Source organism: Pseudomonas sp. PDM27, assembly GCF_019219205.1.
GTDB classification, from domain to species: domain Bacteria; phylum Pseudomonadota; class Gammaproteobacteria; order Pseudomonadales; family Pseudomonadaceae; genus Aquipseudomonas; species Aquipseudomonas laurylsulfatiphila.
The window spans coordinates 204,068-222,335 of record NZ_JAHUWF010000007.1 but is presented as its reverse complement, the minus strand read 5'-3'; the positions used below and the strand labels follow the sequence as shown (position 1 = coordinate 222,335).

Here is an 18,268-nt window from a genome sequence, read left to right as displayed (position 1 = left end):
TTTAAATCACCCGGGCACATTCACTTTCATGCCCGGAGTCATCATCATGACCGCTAAAGCACCAAACACTTCAGCACTTACGTCAAACAAACAAAATGAAACAACAGATAGAGTAACCTTCGATTCAATCACGGACAGCAAGGGTAATCTCGTTCCAAAAAACACTGTTACTTATGACCCAATACTGGAATTGAAGGGTAAGGCTGACGCAGGCAGGATGCTCAAAATTCTCGATCGTTTTAACCCTATCAGTGATGTGGAGACTCTCCCGTCAGGAATCTGGATTAAACGACTCAACTTTAGCCACCAGGAATTCAAGCCTTTCAACCTTAATGTCATCGAAATAGACCCACCTCAAAATAGCTCGACCCCGTACGATTTCATATGGGCGACCGAGACGCCGATCATCAAGGTAGTCACTGGCAAAGATGGCCCGATTAACGATGACGATACCTACACCGGCGACTCACTGGAGTTCTCCGGCTACGCACCTCCCGGTATGGAAGTTGAAGCGTTCAACGACGGCACAACCACGGGCAAGAAAATCAACGTTAACCCTGACGGCTTTTTCAAACTCACCCTCGATGGACTCACCGATGGCACCTACAAGATCAAGATCAAGGCAGCCAATGGTAAAGAGTCCGATGTGTTCAACTTCCGTGTTTCCGTGAAGGAGGACGAAAAGCTGAGCCTGGATGACGTCCTCGAATTCGAGGGCGGGCCCCCTGTCGATGAAGCTGGGACCACCGACAAGACCCCGTTGTTCATCACGGGGCATGCCCGGCCCGGTGAGAGCATTCAGCTATTCAATGGCAGCGACCCGATTGAAGGTGCCATCGCAACTGCCGATCTCGAATTTGGCGTCTGGAAATATACGCTCGATGTGACAGACGGTGACTACAGCCTGACCGCTCACGCGAACTATGGCGACAACGAAATCACCGACCCGCCCCGGACATTCAAGGTGGTTGAGACTCTTAGGCCGACCATCGAAAGTGTCACTAACCGTGCAGGTGACCCCGTTTCTAATGGAGGCAGTACGCCTGGTGGAAAATTGACTATCGACGGGTATGGTGCCGCCCCCGACAGACGAGTCACCTTATTGTGGAACCACAATCCAGTGTCGAACATAAATGCCAGCGCCAAGGGAACGTGGCAATTTGTGACTAACACGCCAGTAACTCCAGGTGGCCCATACACACTTAGAGTTAGAGATGCCGATGGTCAACTGTCTCAATACTGGAGCTATCATGTAACTCCAGTATGATTCACCGTTTGCTCAGGCAGATCTTCAGTTAGAAACTATTGGATGAAAAAAACCGCTTTACGCGGTTTTTTTCATTCCTTTATACCTAGCCATCAAAACCCGTAGCTCACCCCCAGCGTCACCGACCATGGCTGCTCGTAATTCTCCCCTTTGCCGTAGTCGGCGTCCGCACTCACCCGTACATTAGACGCCAGGGAAACGGCCACTCCGCCACCCACCTCAACACCACTACCCGACAAATCGCTGTTCAGTTCGTTGCCGTTGACATGCACGTTGTCATTGTTGGCAAACTCATGAACCATCGCGACCCGCCCGTATGGCTGCACGACGGTACCGCTGCCCAGCTTGAAGTCACGACCGGCAGCGACACCCAGCTTGGCGCGCAACGAACGTGTCCGGTCGCCGTCGGCGTCCATGCCGTTGTCCAGGTCATAGCTCGCGCCCTCGATGACGCCGGCCGACAATTGCGCGGAGGGTTTGACCCGCCAGTCATCTGCCAGCCGGATGTTGCGGCCGACTTCCACCAAGGCGCTGACCGCCGAGTTGCTGTAGTCGCCTTTGGCGCGGGTTCCGTCGCTCAAACGGACTTTCGAGTCGTTGCGGAAATGGTTGAATTTCAGTGCACTACCCATGTAGTAGCCGGTGTCCGCATCCTGCCAGCCAACGTATGGACCGGCGTAGAAGCTATCGACCGTTGCGCTGCTTCCGCCTTTGAGGTCAATGTCCGACTGGCTGTAACCGGCCAGCACCCCGACGCTCCACGGACCATCGCCCAGACGGGTGTCTGCACCCATGGAAACACCCTGTTGCCGTTGCTGATAGGCCACGCCCGCGCCCTCGCCAACGTTGTATTTGTTGCCGTAAGGTCGTATCCAAACGCCATGCAACTTGCCGTCCGATTGCAAATCACCCATACGGTTTTCGAGTGATTTCAGCTCGCCATAGGAAATGGTCGTCGCGGTGCGGAACAGCGCCATCACTGTCTGGGCACCGGAGCTGACCGTTTTGGTGGCGGGGTCGAGGAACCACTCTGTACCGCCGCTGCCATCGGTGGCACTCGCCAGATCGTAGGACCAGGTACCCAGGTCCACCCGACCGCCGACCAGCGAAAACTGCGCATCGCCGCTGGCGGTGCGCACCAGTGCCAATGGTTGCGTGGCCACCGCATCCGTACCGGAAGCCGCGACCTCCAGGCCGAATTGACCATTGGCTGCGCCGGTCACATTGAGAAAATCACCGGCACCGGTAGAGAAATCGCCCTTCATGGCAAAGGTGCCGGTGCCATCGAGGGTGCCAACGTTCAGTTGACGAAATGCCCCCCCGGCATCACCGAAATCCACCCGGCCGCCATCCATGCTCAGGCTGCCGATGGTGTCATTGCCGGTCATGGTCCAGTTCGATTGACCGAGGGTGACGCCCGTGACGTTATCCAGGCGACCGGTGAATTTCGAGCCATTTTGCAGGGTGACATTGGCAGTAGAACCGTCCTCGACCACCACGTCGCCAATCATCTGCCCTTGATCAAACGTCAGGTTGGCGGTGCTGGAGTCAGTGACTTGCACGTTGCCTTGCAAGGCGCTGCCGGCCACTCTCATGGCGGCCGTCGATGCTCCCAGCACTTCCAGCAGGTTGCCGTTACTGCCCGCCAGCGTGGAACCGTTCAACACTTCGATACTGGCGTCGACACCGTCGTCCACTTGAATCGCCGGCCCATCGCGGCCCACGACGCTTGAGCCGTCCAGCACCAGCGACGCAGTGCCCACGGGTGGATCCGTTTCAAATCGCACACCTGCAGCTTCACCGATGATTCGCGTATCGGCGGATGCGGTGACGGAACCTCCCGCCACGATCAGGCCAAAGCTGCCAGCGCCCGTTCCGGTGACTTCGGAGTTGATCAGCTCGAGGGTGCTGAACCCTGTCACCACGGCACCGGCAGAGCCACCACTGAATACGCTGTTGGCGGCGGTTACGGTCGAGCCAGTCCTTCCTCCTACCGTGCGATTGACCAGCAACGCAATGGTGTCGCTGCTGACCGTCGCCCGATCAATGGTTGCGCGGCTGGTGTTGATGGATATCCCCGCCTGGCCCGGGTTACCGGTGACGGTCGCGCCATTGATGTTCAGGGTAGAGCCGGTCTGGACAGAGACATTTCGGGTGGTCGCATCGGTCATGTTCAACGTACTGTTGTTTCTCACCGAATAGCTGTCAGGTGCAGCCGTTGAATCGATATCCAGGGTGGATCCGTTATCGACAATCACTGCCGCAAAAACGGTAGAACTCATGAAAAAAAAAGCTGGCACTAATGCCAGCCTTGCGTTGGAGCCTGAAATGACAGCTGGACGAGATGCCGGTTTGTCGATTGCCATGGTAATTTCCTATTCATCGATCCGTCCTCGCCGATCAAACGGGCTGGAGGACTACAAGGGCGGCGCAAGATAGCCTCTCTTCCGACAAAAAAATGTAGGAGTAATCCTAAAGCCTCTCTCAGCCCCGTCCGTCAAACACCGAATGCATAAAAAAGGGAGACGCCTACGCACCTCCCTTTATTGGTTATTAAATCAGGTTACAGAAGTCGCCATTACCCGGATTGAACATCCCCACCCTGTACAACTTCGGAACAGAGGGTGTTGTGTATCCATTAAGTTTTGCCGAGCAGTGCAACGTGCACCAGCCATCGCGAATCTTGTCAAATACCTCCCATGGGAAAAACACACTGAAACCGGTACTCGCCTCATCCTCATTGGGGGTCTTCTCTACCATTGCCGCAGCCTCGAGGATGATTTCCCCCCGGATATTTTTGTCTGTACCGTCTTCTTTAGCATTCTCATAACCCTGCACATAGAACTTGACATCGACGTCTTTCAATCTGGCGTCACCGGAAAACTTGACCTCCACAGCCTTTCGCGCCGTATCCGGATCTACAACCAAAGACTTGCAATGCAGTTCAGGACCGTCATCACCAACGTCAGACCTCTCAAAATTAGGCTGAACCATTACACCGGGCGCCATGTAAGACACAACTTTCTGACGAGGCGCAACCGCAATGGTCTCGTTCACACTTTCATGACTGATCTCGTAATCCGCGAAGGCATTATCATTGTTCCCAACTGCTTCAACAAGCTCCCCAGGAATCCTCATTTCAAGAACGGTCTCAGCTGTTTCATCACCAGCAAGTATCACAACCCCGCCCTCGCTTTCAAGTATCTCAACACCCATATAACGAAGTTGAATTCGATCTTTGGCTTTATGGCCTTCATAAATTGGAACGGTAACCAATGCCCCGTTCTCGATATCCAACTTACCTAGCTTATTAGGCTCCAGCTTGTTCACTCCTAGTACCGTGACCGGTTGTAACCTCGGATCCGGCGAACCAGGAGTACCAGGTTTATCCGGGTCCACGGGCATACCCGGCTTTCTCAGGTCTATATTTAACGGTTTCTTTTCTCGCGTATCACGCGGATATAATTTATTATTGCGCCGAACCTGCCATTCCAAATCTATCGTCTTAGGGCCAAGATTCTCATTAAACAGCTGTCTATACGTCAGATCCAAGTCAAAAGGAACGCTGTTCACCGGAATATCACCCAGTGGCTCTTTATCGATCCAGCCCCTGATTTGATCTCCAGCCTGAAAGTTATCGTAATTAAACTTGGCGATGATCGACGGCTGTGCATCCGCCAGTAAAATCAGATTATCATCATCATGCAGCGCAACAGTAACGGCTTGATTTTTTGGCGCTGGAATCAATGAAACATCAACTTTTTCGTTAAGAGTAGCGTCGCTCTTATTGCCTTTTCGATCCGTCACATAAACAAAAATAGCCCGGTCACCCTCATCGCCTCCACGCTCAAGAAAATCCTTGTCCAAATTGGTTGTTTGCAGCGGAGTCGTAGGGGTCGAGCGCACCGCCGTACCGATAAGTCGTTCGGTATCAAAATCCACATCACCATTTGCCTTATATTTCGCCAGCATAAACTCAACGACATCACCGATTTTTGCATCGCCATAATTGCCTGGATAACTCAGTAACACATGGGGACTGCCATCGAAATACTCTGCTGTAATCCCCTCAATTTTAATTCTGTCCGGAACTACGGGCTTCACCGTTGGGGTAGGCGGCTGTGTATCTACATTCAATACAAATTCTTCCGAGTCAGCGTCATTAAAACCTACTACCAAGAAAATCCGCACCTTATGCTGACCGGGCCTGTTGGTGTATCCAGCCGGTAAGATTATTCGCTGATCAAACCAGGTTTCATCCAAAGGTCTCCTACCTGTCAAGGGAGTGCCGGCGTCAGCACCGTCAAACTTGAGCTGCATTGTTACTAGCCGGTTATCCTCCTCACCATAATCCGCAAACTTGGGGACTTTAAAAGGCATGGGAAGCCCTTGTTCACTTTTTGGAACTTGATTGCCCGGGTCATCATCCGTCGCATCCAACAACTTGTTTGGCATTGGCTCCGGTGCTGGAAAATCATCTTCGGTTCGGCGCCTGCGTAGCATCGCGTTGTAATCGAGCAGCCGTTGCTGTTGAGCAGACAATTTATTGAATGTCGACATTTCGTAGTTCCTTTCCGTGACCGGACGCAATGCGCCAACGGTGTAACTATCTGACGCCCGGTAAATCAAAGACCGGCGGTTGTTCGATAAAGCTGGCATACGCCCGCTACCGCTGAATCCGGGCGAAAAACACGGGGGACTCGAGTGTGTGTGCACCGATGCTGTCGCTTGATCGATGACTCGATTTAAAGGCAGTTACAAATGGCTGGCTACTGTCAGAAATTACAGGTTTTGCTACCACTGGTCGGACATTTTCCTTTGTCTCGGGCAATAAAAAACCCGCCATCCCTTGCACAGGGATGGCGGGTTTTTTCGCTTAAGGTTTCAGCTCACACGGTATCCACCTTCAACGAATGATCGTTGAGCATGCCGTTGATGATGGTCGCCGTGTCATGCCCGCTCGCGACCACGCCACCCGCTCCCGGCGTGACACCGTATTGACTGGCAAGGTTGACGCCGGCCAGGTCGATGGTCTGGTTCGGTGCGGCGCCGGCCATGGCGCTGACGTCGATGCTGGTCACCGTCGACGCCCCGCTGCCGGTGACGGTGAAGTGCAGGTAGTCGTCCAGCGAAGCCGTGGTGCCGTTTTCCCCTTGCAGCAGTTGCGACAGGTCGAGCTTGTCGGTGCCGGGCGTGAAGTCGGTGATCACGTCATGGCCGCTGTTGCCCTTGAGCCACTGGAAGGTGTCGGCCCCTGCCCCGCCGGTGAGGGTGTTGTTGCCCAGGCCACCGATCAGCAAGTCATCGCCGCCCCCGCCATTGAGGATGTCATTGCCCAGGCCGCCGTTGATCACGTTGTTGGCATTATTGCCGGTCAGGGTGTCGTTGAAGTTAGAGCCGGTGAGGTTTTCGATACCGGTCAGGGTGTCCGTGCCCGCGCCGAGGGTGTTCTGCGCAGCGAGCAGGCTGAGGTCGACCGTGACCCCGGCGGTGGCGTGGGCATAGCTGGCCGTGTCGATGCCCGTGCCGCCATCCAGGGTGTCATTGCCCTGGCCGCTGAATAGCAAGTCATTGCCGGCGTCGCCGTGCAGCTCGTTGTTGCCGGAACCGGCGGTGAGCACATCGTTGCCGTCGCCGGCATTGATGATGTTGCTGCCCGTGCCCGCTACCAGGACGTCATCCCCGCTGGTGCCGGTGAGGGTGTGGCCATCCTGATAGCTGATGGTCAGGTTGGCCGAGTCGCTGCCGCCGTGGTTGTCGTTGGCGGTGTAGGTGCCGTGGAAATCCGGGGCAATGTCATGGGCCCCGGCGTAGTTGACGGTCATGGTCAGTTGATAATTTTCAGAACCGTTGCCACCACCCGAGCTGTTGGGGATGTTGGTGACGTGGATCTGGTAGGTCCCATCCCCTGTCGCGGTAATGGTCTGGCCGTCGGTGATGGAGGTGAACCCACCGCCGTTGACCGAGTACTCCATGCTGATACGCCCGGCCGCCAGGTTGTGATTCAGGTTGAGGGTCTCGCCGTCCTTGAGGTTGACGGTAATGAAGTCTTCACCGGTATTGCTGCCGACCGAACCCAGCGCGCCACTGACCACCAGCATAGCGGTCATGGCCACCGCGTCGGCGACGAAGGCACTGCGGGCTATGGTCACGGTCTTCGCATTGTTGCCGGTGAAACCGAAGCTCGAATTGGTGCCAATGAAGTCCGCTCCCCTCGCTATCCAGCCGGTATTGAAGGAGGTTGGAGTCGCCGAGAGCTGATCGCCATTTGGGTCGGTGTCGTTGGCCAGCAACAGCTCACCCGGCACCACGACGGTGCCCGAGAGCACGTTGGTGATGACGTGGTCATCGGCGGCCACTGGCGGTGCGTTCGGAATGACTTTGATCGTCAGGGTGGAGCTGGCCAGGTCGCCGTCGTTGTCGCTGACGGTGAATCCGACGTTTTCGGTGATCACCACCGAGGTGGTTTTCTGCGAAATGTAGGTGTATTCGCCGGTATCCAGATTGACCAGCAAGGTACCGCTGTTGTTGGTGGCAATGCTCAACGTGTTGTTCACGGTGTTGAACGTGCCATGGTTGACCCCGCCGCTGTAGGTCAGCGCCCCCTGATTGCTGTTGCCGCTCGGATCGTAGGTGTACGTGGTGCCGTCCACCGTGATGGTCTTGATGAAGCCGCCGTCGGCACCGAAGGTTCCGCCCTCGCCCAGCAGCGAGCCGGTCACCGGTGCGCCGATCACAGTGCCGGACAGCACCGAGTTGAGCTGGTTGAGGTCGGTCACCACCACCGAATTGGTGTTGGTGTGGCTGCTGCCGTCATAGGCCAGCGGATCGAGGTTGGCGTTGCTCACGCCGCTGCCCAGGCCGATCGCGTAGTTCTTGATGTTGTTGGCATCGAGGAAGGCTTTCAGCGCGGTTTCGTCGGCGGTGCCGATTTCCTGGCCGGTGGTGGGCTTGCCGTCGGAGAAGAAGTAGCCGACGTTTTGCGCACCGGTGAGTTTGCCCGAGGTGTTGAACGCAGTCTGCATGGTCGCCACGGCCGCGTCGTAGTTGGTGCCGCCGTCCGCAGTCAGACCGGCGAGTAGCGTCTTGGCGGTGGCGACATCGACCCACACCGAGGTCCTGTCGGTAGCGCTGCTGCTGAAGGTGACGAGCTGCACTTTTACATCGCCCAGGTCGTCGTATTTATCCAGCAAGGCACTGATGGCCTGCTTGGCCAGGGCCAGGCGCGACAGGCCCGGTACGCCGGAAGCGTCGGCCATACTGCCGGAGACATCAAGCACGATCAGCAGGTTGGAATCGATCTCCACTGCTGCCACCGAGCGATCCGATGCCACCGCCTTGGGCACGTCATCGACAATGTTGACCACGATGGTGCTGGTGCTGCTGTTGCCCGACGCGTCGGTGGCCTTGTAGGTGAAGCTTTCACTCAGGCTGTTCGGACCGTCGTTGGCATTCGGCGAGGTTTTTGGCGCCGAGGTCAGGGTGTAGGTGTAGCTGCCGTCGGAGTTGAGCAGGATCTGCCCGTAGGTGCCGGTGGCGCTGCCGACCAGGGTGTAGGTGAGCGCGCCGCTGGCACCCGAGACAGATCCGACGAGGGTCCCGGACGCGGTTTCACCGGTATTGCCCGGATCGCTACCGATGACCGTACCGGCGGCCAGGTCCTGGCCGCCCTGGCTCAGGTCGAGGGCTTTTTCGTAGACCGTCACGTCGCTGTCGGGGTTGGCCTTGATAATGCTGTTGGCCACATCGATGGTGATGGTGGTGGTGCTTTCATCGCCGTCGGCGTCGCGCACGGTGTAGGTGAACGTGTCCGTGGCCCCGGCAGCGCCGACCGAATCCGGATTGCTGTGATACACCGCGTTGCCGTTGGCATCGAGCGTCAGGTAACCGTAGGTGCCGTTGATCGGGTTGCCCAGCCCGCCGATGGCCGAGGTCGCGGTATTGCCGCCGGCGCGCACGCCGACTACCGTCGCCGGACCATCGGCGCCGTTGATGTCATTGCCCAGCACACCGATATTGACCGTGCCGCCCTCCGTTACCGACGACGAGTCAGGTTTGGCGGTCGGCAGATCGTCAACGATGTTGACATTGATCTGCCCGTTCGCGATGTCGCCATCGGTGTCGGTAGCGACGACGTTGAAGTTCTCGGTGAGGCTGTTGATGCCGTTGGCGGTTGGATGGGCTTCGTTGTCATTGAGGGTGTAGCTGTAGCTGATCACGCCGGTGGTCGGGTTGTAGCCGGTGATGGTCAGGGTGCTGCCCAGCGGCGTGACGGCGGTTTGCGGGAAGCCGACGGCCACGCCACCACTGACCACGGTGATGCCGCCCACGGTCAGGGTTTGCAGGCCATCTAGGGCGGTGACCGTGAAGGTGCCGCTCTGGGTCAGGGCCGGCGAGTTGGGATTGGTGCCGTCACTGAGGTTTTTCTCGTAGACCGTCAGCTCGCCGCCATACACGTCGAGGCCGCCAAGGGTGACCTGGTCGTCATTGTTGTGAACGTTCAGCACCAGGTTGGCGGTGCTGATGTCACCGTCCGAGTCGGTGATGGTGTAGGTGAAGGTTTCGGTGCCGTTGCCACCGCCCTGCAGGGCTTTGAAGTCCGTGTCGCCGGGGTTCAGCGTATAGGTGTAGGTGCCGTTGGCGTTGAGCACCAGAGTGCCGTAGGTGCCGGTGAAGGTACCTGGGGTCACCGGGCCGGCATTCAGGTCGATGGCGACTTTATCGGCGCCGATCACGTCGTTGTTGAACACATTGCCGCTGAGACTCGCCACCGTCTCCGAGGCGGTGCCGAGGTTGCTGTCGTTCATCGCTTTGGGCATGTCATCGACAATGTCCACCACGATGGTGCTGGTGACGATATTGCCCAGCGAGTCGGTAGCCTGATAGTTGAAGGTCTCGTGCATCACGTTCGGGCCGTCATTGGCGTTCGGTGTGGTGCTCGGCGGGGTCGTCAGGGTGTAGGTGTAGGTGCCGTTGGCGTTGAGCTGAATCTGTCCGTAGGTCCCCACGTTGCTGCCGACCAGGGCGTAGGTGATCGCGCCGACGGCGTGAGTGACCGAACCCACCAGTGTGCCGGAAGCGGTTTCGCCCGTGCTGGTCGGATCGCTGCCGACGACCGTACCGGCAGCCAGGTCCTGGCCGCCCTGGCTCAGGTCGAGGGCTTTTTCGTAGACCGTTACATCGTTGTCGCTGACCGCTTTCAGGCAGCTGTTGTAGACGTCGATGGTGATGGTGGTGGTGCTTTCGTCACCGTCGGAGTCGCGCACGGTATAGGTGAACACATCCACCGCGCCGGGGCTGCTCACCGCGTTAGGCGTGCTGTGATACACGGCGTTGCCGTTGGCATCGAGGGTCAGGTAACCGTAGGTGCCGTTGATCGGGTTGCCCAGCCCACCGATGGCCGAAGTTGATGTATCGCTACCCGCACGCACGCCGACCACGGCGCCAGCGGCAGCCGGGCCATCGGCTCCAGCGATGTCGTTGTCCAGGACATTGCCGCTGACGGTGCCGCCCTCCTGCACCGAGTCCGCATCGGCTTTGGCGGTCGGCAGGTCGTCGATGATGTTGACGTTGATCTGCCCGTTCGCGATGTCGCCATCGGTGTCGGTAGCGACGACGTTGAAGTTCTCGGTGAGGCTGTTGATGCCGTTGGCGGTTGGATGGGCTTCGTTGTCGTTGAGGGTGTAGCTGTAGCTGATCACGCCGGTGGTCGGGTTGTAGCCGGTAATGGTCAGGGTGCTGCCCAGCGGCGTGACGGTGGTTTGCGGGAAGCCGACGGCCACGCCACCGCTGACGACGGTGATGCCGCCCACGGTCAGGGTTTGCAGGCCATCGAGAGCGGTGACCGTGAAGGTGCCGTTCTGGGTCAGGGCCGGTGTGTTGGGGTCAGTACCGTCAGTGAGGTTTTTCTCGTAGACCGTCAACTCGCCGCCATACACATCGAGGTCGTTGAGAGTCACCGGATCGTCGTTGTTGTGGATCTGCAGCACCAAGTTGGCGGTGCTGCTGTCACCGTCCGCGTCGGTGATGGTGTAGGTGAAGGTGTCCGTGCCGTCGCCACCGCCGTGCAGGGCTTTGAAATCGGCATCGCTGGTGTTTAGCGTGTAGGTGTAGGTGCCGTTGGCATTCAACACCAGGGTGCCGTAAGTGCCGGTGAAAGTGCCGGGGGTGATCGGGCCAGTGCCTTCACCAATCGTCACCCGGTCGGCGCCTTGCACGTCGTTGCTCAGCACGTTGCCGTTGAGGGTCAACAGGGTTTCCGAGGCGGTGCCATTGCTGTCGTTCACGCCTTTTGGCAGGTCGTCGATGATGTTGACGTCGAGGCTGCCCGTGGCGGTGGTGCCGTTGTCGTCGACCGCGGTCACGGTGAACTGCTCAGGCAGAGTGTTGGCGCCGTTGGCGGTTGGGTGCGCTTCGTTGTCGTTGAGGGTGTAGCTGTAGCTCACTACACCGGTGGCGGCGTTGAAGCCGGTGATGGTCAGGGTACTGCCCAATGGCGTGGTGATCGATTGTGGGAAGCCCGCGGCCACACCTCCCGTGACCACGGCGATGCCGCCGACAGTCAAGGTGGTCACGCCGTCCAGTGCGGTAACGGTGAACGTGCCGTTCTGGGTCAAGGCTGGTGCGTTGGGGTTGCTGCCGTCACTGAGGTTTTTCTCGTAGACCGTCAGCTCGCCGCCGTACACGTTGAGGCCATTGAGGGTCACCGGATCGTCGTTGTTGTGGATCTGCAGCACCAACTTGGCGGTGCTGCTGTCGCCGTCCGCGTCGGTGATGGTGTAGGTGAAGGTGTCGGTGCCGTCGCCACCGCCATGCAGGGCTTTGAAATCGGCGTCGCTGGTGTTCAGCGTGTAGGTGTAGGTGCCGTTGGCATTCAACACCAGGGTGCCGTAAGTGCCGGTGAAAGTGCCGGAGGTGATCGGGCCAGTGCCTTCACCAATCGTCACCCGGTCGGCGCCTTGCACATCGTTGGTCAATACGTTGCCGTTGAGGGTCAGTTGGGTTTCCGAGGCGGTGCCATTGCTGTCGTTCACGCCTTTTGGCAGGTCGTCGACGATGTTGACGTCCAGTGAACCGGTGGCGGTGGTGCCGTTGTCGTCGACCGCGGTCACGGTGAACTGCTCAGGCAGGGTGTTGGCGCCGTTGGCGGTTGGGTGCGTTTCGTTGTCGTTGAGGGTGTAGCTGTAGCTCACTACACCGGTGGCGGCGTTGAAGCCGGTGATGGTCAGGGTACTGCCCAATGGCGTGGTGATCGATTGTGGGAAGCCCGCCGCTACGCCTCCGGTGACCACGGCGATGCCGCCGACCGTCAAGGTGGTCACGCCGTCCAGCGCGGTAACGGTGAAGGTGCCGTTCTGGGTTAAGGCTGGTGCGTTGGGGTTGCTGCCGTCACTGAGGTTTTTCTCGTAGACCGTCAGCTCGCCGCCGTACACGTTGAGGCCGTTGAGGACCACCGGATCGTCGTTGTTGTGGATCTGCAGCACCAACTTGGCGGTGCTGCTGTCGCCGTCCGAATCGGTGATGGTGTAGGTGAAGGTGTCGGTGCCGTCGCCACCGCCGTGCAACGCTTTGAAATCGGCATCGCTGGTGTTGAGCGTGTAGGTGTAGGTGCCGTTGGCGTTCAGTACCAGGGTGCCGTAAGTACCGGTGAAAGTGCCGGGGGTGATCGGGCCGGCGTTTTCTCCAACTGTCACCCGGTCGGCGCCTTGCACGTCGTTGCTCAGCACGTTGCCGTTGAGGGTCAGCAAGGTTTCCGAGGCGGTGCCATTGCTGTCGTTCACGCCTTTTGGCAGGTCGTCGATGATGTTGACGTCGAGGCTGCCCGTGGCCGTGGTGCCGTTGTCGTCGACCGCAGTCACGGTGAACTGTTCAGGCAAGGTGTTGGCGCCGTTGGCGGTTGGGTGTGCTTCGTTGTCGTTGAGGGTGTAGCTGTAGCTCACCACACCGGTCGCGGCGTTGAAGCCGGTGATGGTCAGCGTGCTGCCCAATGGCGTAGTGATCGATTGCGGAAAGCCCGCTGCCACGCCTCCGGTGACCACGGCGATGCCGCCCACGGTCAGGGTGGTCACGCCATCCAGTGCGGTGACGGTGAACGTGCCGTTCTGGGTCAGGGCTGGTGCGTTGGGGTTGCTGCCGTCACTGAGGTTTTTCTCGTAGACCGTCAGTTCGCCGCCGTACACGTTGAGGCCGTTGAGGACCACCGGATCGTCGTTGTTGTGGATCTGCAGCACCAGGTTGGCGGTGCTGCTGTCACCGTCCGCGTCGGTGATGGTGTAGGTGAAAGTGTCGGTGCCGTCGCCACCGCCGTGCAGGGCTTTGAAGTCGGCATCGCTGGTGTTGAGGGTGTAGGTGTAGGTGCCGTTGGCGTTGAGTACCAGGGTGCCGTAGGTACCGGTGAAGGTGCCGGGGGTGATCGGGCCAGTGCCTTCACCGATGGTTACCCGGTCGGCGCCTTGTACGTCGTTGGTCAATACGTTGCCGTTGAGGGTCAGTTGGGTTTCCGAGGCGGTGCCATTGCTGTCGTTCACGCCTTTTGGCAAGTCGTCGACGATGTTCACGTCGAGGCTGCCCGTGGCCGTGGTGCCGTTGTCGTCGACCGCGGTCACGGTGAACTGCTCAGGCAGGGTGTTGGCGCCGTTGGCGGTTGGGTGCGCCTCGTTGTCGTTGAGGGTGTAGCTGTAGCTCACCACACCGGTCGCGGCGTTGAAGCCGGTGATGGTCAGCGTGCTGCCCAATGGCGTAGTGATCGATTGCGGGAAGCCCGCCGCCACACCCGCCGTGACCACGGCGATGCCGCCCACAGTCAGGGTCGTCACGCCGTCCAGGGCAGTAACGGTGAAGGTGCCGTTCTGGGTCAGCGACGTGGCATCCGGAGCACTGCCGTCGCCGAGGTTTTTCTCGAAGACGGTGAGTTCGCCGCCCTCAACGTTCAAACCGCCAATCGTCACCGGATCGTCGTTGTTGTGGATCTGCAGCACCAGGTTGGCGGTGCTGCTGTCGCCGTCCGCATCGGTGATGGTGTAGGTGAAGGTGTCCGTGCCGTCGCCACCGCCGTGCAGCGCTTTGAAATCCGCATCGCTGGTGTTCAGCGTGTAGGTGTAAGTGCCATTGGCATTCAACACCAAAGTACCGTAGGTGCCGGTGAAGGTGCCCGGGGTGATCGGGCCAGTGCCTTCACCAATGGTTACCCGATCGGCACCTTGCACGTCGTTGCTCAATACGTTGCCGTTGAGGCTCAGCAAGGTTTCCGAAGCGGTTGAAGCGTTGCTGTCGTTCACGCCTTGTGGCAGGTCGTCGACGATGTTCACGTCCAGTGAACCGGTCGCGGTGGTGCCGTTGTCATCGACCAAGGTCACGGCGAACTGCTCAGGCAGGGTGTTCGCACCGTTGGCGGTCGGATGCGCTTCGTTGTCGTTGAGGGTGTAGCTGTAGCTCACGACACCGGTCGCGGCGTTGAAGCCGGTGATGGTCAACGTGCTACCCAACGGCGTGGTGATCGATTGCGGGAAGCCCGCGGCCACGCCTCCGGTGACCACGGCGATGCCGCCCACGGTCAGGCTGGTGACACCGTCCAACGCAGTGACGGTGAACGTGCCGTTCTGGGTCAGCGCAGTGGTATCCGGAGCGCTGCCATCTCCGAGGTTCTTCTCGAAGACGGTGAGTTCGCCGCCCTCGACGTTCAAACCGCCAATCGTCACCGGATCATCGTTGTTGTGGATCTGCAGCACCAGGTTGGCCGTGCTGCTGTCACCGTCCGCGTCGGTGATGGTGTAGGTGAAAGTGTCGGTGCCGTCGCCACCGCCGTGCAACGCCTTGAAGTCGGCGTCGCTGGTGTTGAGGGTGTAGGTGTAGGTGCCGTTGGCATTCAACACCAAAGTGCCGTAGGTACCGGTGAAGGTGCCAGGGGTGATCGGGCCAGTGCCTTCACCAAGGGTTACCCGGTCAGCGCCTTGCACGTCGTTGCTCAGCACGTTGCCGTTCAGCGTCAGCAAGGTTTCCGAAGCGGTCGAAGCGTTGCTGTCGTTCACGCCTTGTGGCAGGTCATCGACGATGTTCACGTCGAGACTACCCGTGGCGGTGGTGCCGTTGTCATCGACCAGGGTCACGGCGAACTGCTCAGGCAGGGTGTTGGCGCCGTTGGCGGTCGGGTGCGCTTCGTTGTCGTTGAGGGTGTAGCTGTAACTGACCACGCCAGTCGCCGCGTTAAAGCCAGTGATGGTCAGCGTGCTGCCCAATGGGGTGGTGATCGATTGCGGGAAGCCCGCCGCCACACCCGCAGTGACCACGGCAATGCCGCCCACGGTCAGGCTGGTGACACCGTCCAGCGCGGTGACGGTGAAGGTGCCGTTCTGGGTCAGCGCCGTGGTATCCGGAGCACTGCCGTCGCCGAGGTTTTTCTCGAAGACGGTGAGTTCGCCGCCCTCGACGTTCAAACCGCCAATCGTCACCGGATCATCGTTGTTGTGGATCTGCAGCACCAGGTTGGCGGTGCTGCTGTCGCCGTCCGCGTCGGTGATGGTGTAGGTGAAGGTGTCCGTGCCGTCGCCACCGCCGTGCAGGGCTTTGAAATCGGCATCGCTGGTGTTTAGCGTGTAGGTATAGGTGCCATTGGCGTTGAGTACCAAGGTGCCGTAGGTGCCGGTAAAGGTGCCTGGGGTGATCGGGCCAGTTCCTTCACCAATGGTTACCCGGTCAGCGCCTTGTACGTCGTTGGTCAATACGTTGCCGTTGAGGGTCAACAGGGTTTCCGACGCCGTCGAAGCGTTGCTGTCGTTCACGCCTTGTGGCAAGTCGTCGACGATGTTCACGTCGAGACTACCCGTGGCGGTGGTGCCGTTGTCATCGACCAGGGTCACGGCGAACTGCTCAGGCAGAGTGTTGGCACCGTTGGCGGTCGGATGCGCTTCGTTGTCATTGAGGGTGTAGCTGTAGCTCACGACACCGGTCGCGGCGTTGAAGCCGGTGATGGTCAACGTGCTACCCAACGGCGTGGTGATCGATTGCGGGAAGCCCGCTGCTACGCCTCCCGTGACCACGGCGATACCGCCGACCGTCAAGGTGGTCACGCCGTCCAGCGCGGTGACGGTGAAAGTGCCGTTCTGGGTCAGCGCCGTGGTATCCGGAGCACTGCCGTCGCCGAGGTTTTTCTCGAAGACGGTCAACTCGCCGCCCCCGACATTCAATCCGCCAATCGTGTCCGGGTCATCGTTGTTGTGGATCTGCAGCACCAGGGTCGCCGTGCTGCTGTCGCCATCGGCGTCCGTCAGCGTATAGGTGAAGCTTTCGGTGCCGTCGCCACCGCCGTGCAACGCCTTGAAATCGGCATCGCTGGTGTTGAGCGTGTAGGTGTAGGTGCCGTTGGCATTCAGCACCAGGGTGCCGTAGATGCCGGTGAAGGTGCCGGGCGTGATCGGCCCGCTGTTTTCACCGACCGGCACACGGTCAGCGCCTTGCACATCGTTGGTCAGCACGTTGCCGTTAAGCGTCAGCAAGGTTTCCGAGGCGATGCCATTGCTGTCGTCGACCGCTTGGGGCACGTCGTCGTCGATGTTGACATCCAGCGAACCGGTGGCGCTATCGCCATTGCTGTCGCCGGCCACCACGACGAAGTGTTCGCCGAGCGTATTGGCAGTCTCACCGCTTGCATGGGTTTCGGCACCGTTGAGGGTATAGCTGTAACTGACCACGCCCGTGGCCGGGTTATAGCCGGTGACAGTCAGCGTGCTGCCCAGCGGGGTGGTGATCGACTGCGGAAAACCTGCCGCCACGCCGCCGCTGATCACGTTGATGCCGCCGATGCTGAGGTTGGCCAGCCCGTCGGGGGCATTGACGGTGAAGGTGCCGCTTTGGGTCAGCGCACCCGGGTTCCTCGCCGAACCGTCGGCCAGGTTGGCTTCATTGACGGTCAACTCGCCATTCTCCACCGACAGGCCATCAAGGGTGACCGGATAGTTCGGCACCTCGGGCGTCACTGGCGGCACCACAGGGGTATCGGCCGCTACGGCGTTATTGTCCGGATCAGCGTTCAGGCGTTCTTCGGGAAATTCGGGAATGCCGTTGAAACCGGCAGTGGGGAAACCGATGGTGGGGTCGACTCGCCCGCCCACTTCTTCGAGCATGACGAAACTATGGCCGCTGCCCGCGATGCCACCCGGTACACCGGCAGTCGTGGTAGGCCCGGCAGCGGTGGCTTCAGCGGTTTGGGTCGGGTCGTCACCCGCCGCAATGGCTTTTTGCAGCTGTTCGACATCCGTCAGCTGCGCCTGGCTCGGCGTCACCGCCTCGGACGAGTCCACGTGGGGAATCTGATTGGCGAGCAATTGCGGGGTCATCTGCATGCTGCTGCCGCGCCCGAGGGTCAGTTCCTGGCCATTTTGCAGATGCACCGCTACCGCGCCTTCGGCGCCGGTGCTCAGTTGGTCGCCGGCGAACAGTTTGTCCCCCTCGACCAGCGCGCGCCGGGTGCCGTCGCTCGCGACCGCGAACACCTGACCAATGACCTTACTGACGATTCCGATGAGCGTAGCCATGTGCACTTCCTCCGCTGCCAACCGCTGTCGGCACCTTGTTTGTGCGAAGAACGTGCTCATGGCTCAAGCGGGTTGTCTGGCGGATCGTGTTCCGGGGTCCCGGTTTACTTAAGTAAGCCGAGGCCCCGGCAACGATCTCGCCCAGCCATTCGCTCACGGCGCTGTTTGCGGTTTAGGGAAAACTCCTCTGCAATCAATGGCATCGGATCCCTGTACGCAACAACCTTGCCTGTGAACGATGCGTAACGATCTTGAATCACTCAAGTGACAAAAAACCGTCACCCTTAGATCGCTAGCGTCCCTCCCCTCCAGCACTTCTCCGCTCTAAGTCGATAAGTGGATTGGAACTTTCCTCAAACCCCGACGAGCGCCCCAGAGCTCATAAAACAAGGGCTTTCGCATTGAACAATGTGCTGGATTTCGCAGAGCGCATAAGTTTTTTTTGGCATAACCGTTATGAAAAAAATTTCTT

4 protein-coding genes are annotated in these 18,268 nt (G+C 59.2%); 1 reads left to right on the top strand and 3 read right to left on the bottom strand.

The genetic code is table 11. From position 1 onward, the window contains the following. Positions 1-46 precede the first annotated feature (46 nt). Positions 47-1,267, top strand: coding sequence for a carboxypeptidase regulatory-like domain-containing protein (locus KW838_RS16625; RefSeq protein ID WP_218501794.1), 1,221 nt, complete (start codon positions 47-49; stop codon positions 1,265-1,267). A gap of 92 nt (positions 1,268-1,359) precedes the next feature. Here the strand turns inward: KW838_RS16625 and KW838_RS16620 are convergent, their stop codons facing one another. The 3 genes from KW838_RS16620 to KW838_RS29535 form a co-directional block, all read right to left on the bottom strand. Next, entirely contained in the window at positions 1,360-3,549 is a 2,190-nt protein-coding gene (locus KW838_RS16620) for an autotransporter outer membrane beta-barrel domain-containing protein (protein WP_256358869.1), read from the bottom strand. 271 nt (positions 3,550-3,820) lie between these two features. After that, on the bottom strand, positions 3,821-5,827 hold the full coding sequence (locus KW838_RS16615) for a hypothetical protein (RefSeq protein ID WP_218501790.1): 2,007 nt from the start codon (positions 5,825-5,827) through the stop codon (positions 3,821-3,823). A 329-nt stretch (positions 5,828-6,156) separates the two neighbouring features. Beyond that, complete coding sequence (locus tag KW838_RS29535; protein ID WP_256358868.1) at positions 6,157-17,796, bottom strand: retention module-containing protein; 11,640 nt, start codon at positions 17,794-17,796, stop codon at positions 6,157-6,159. Positions 17,797-18,268 lie beyond the last annotated feature (472 nt).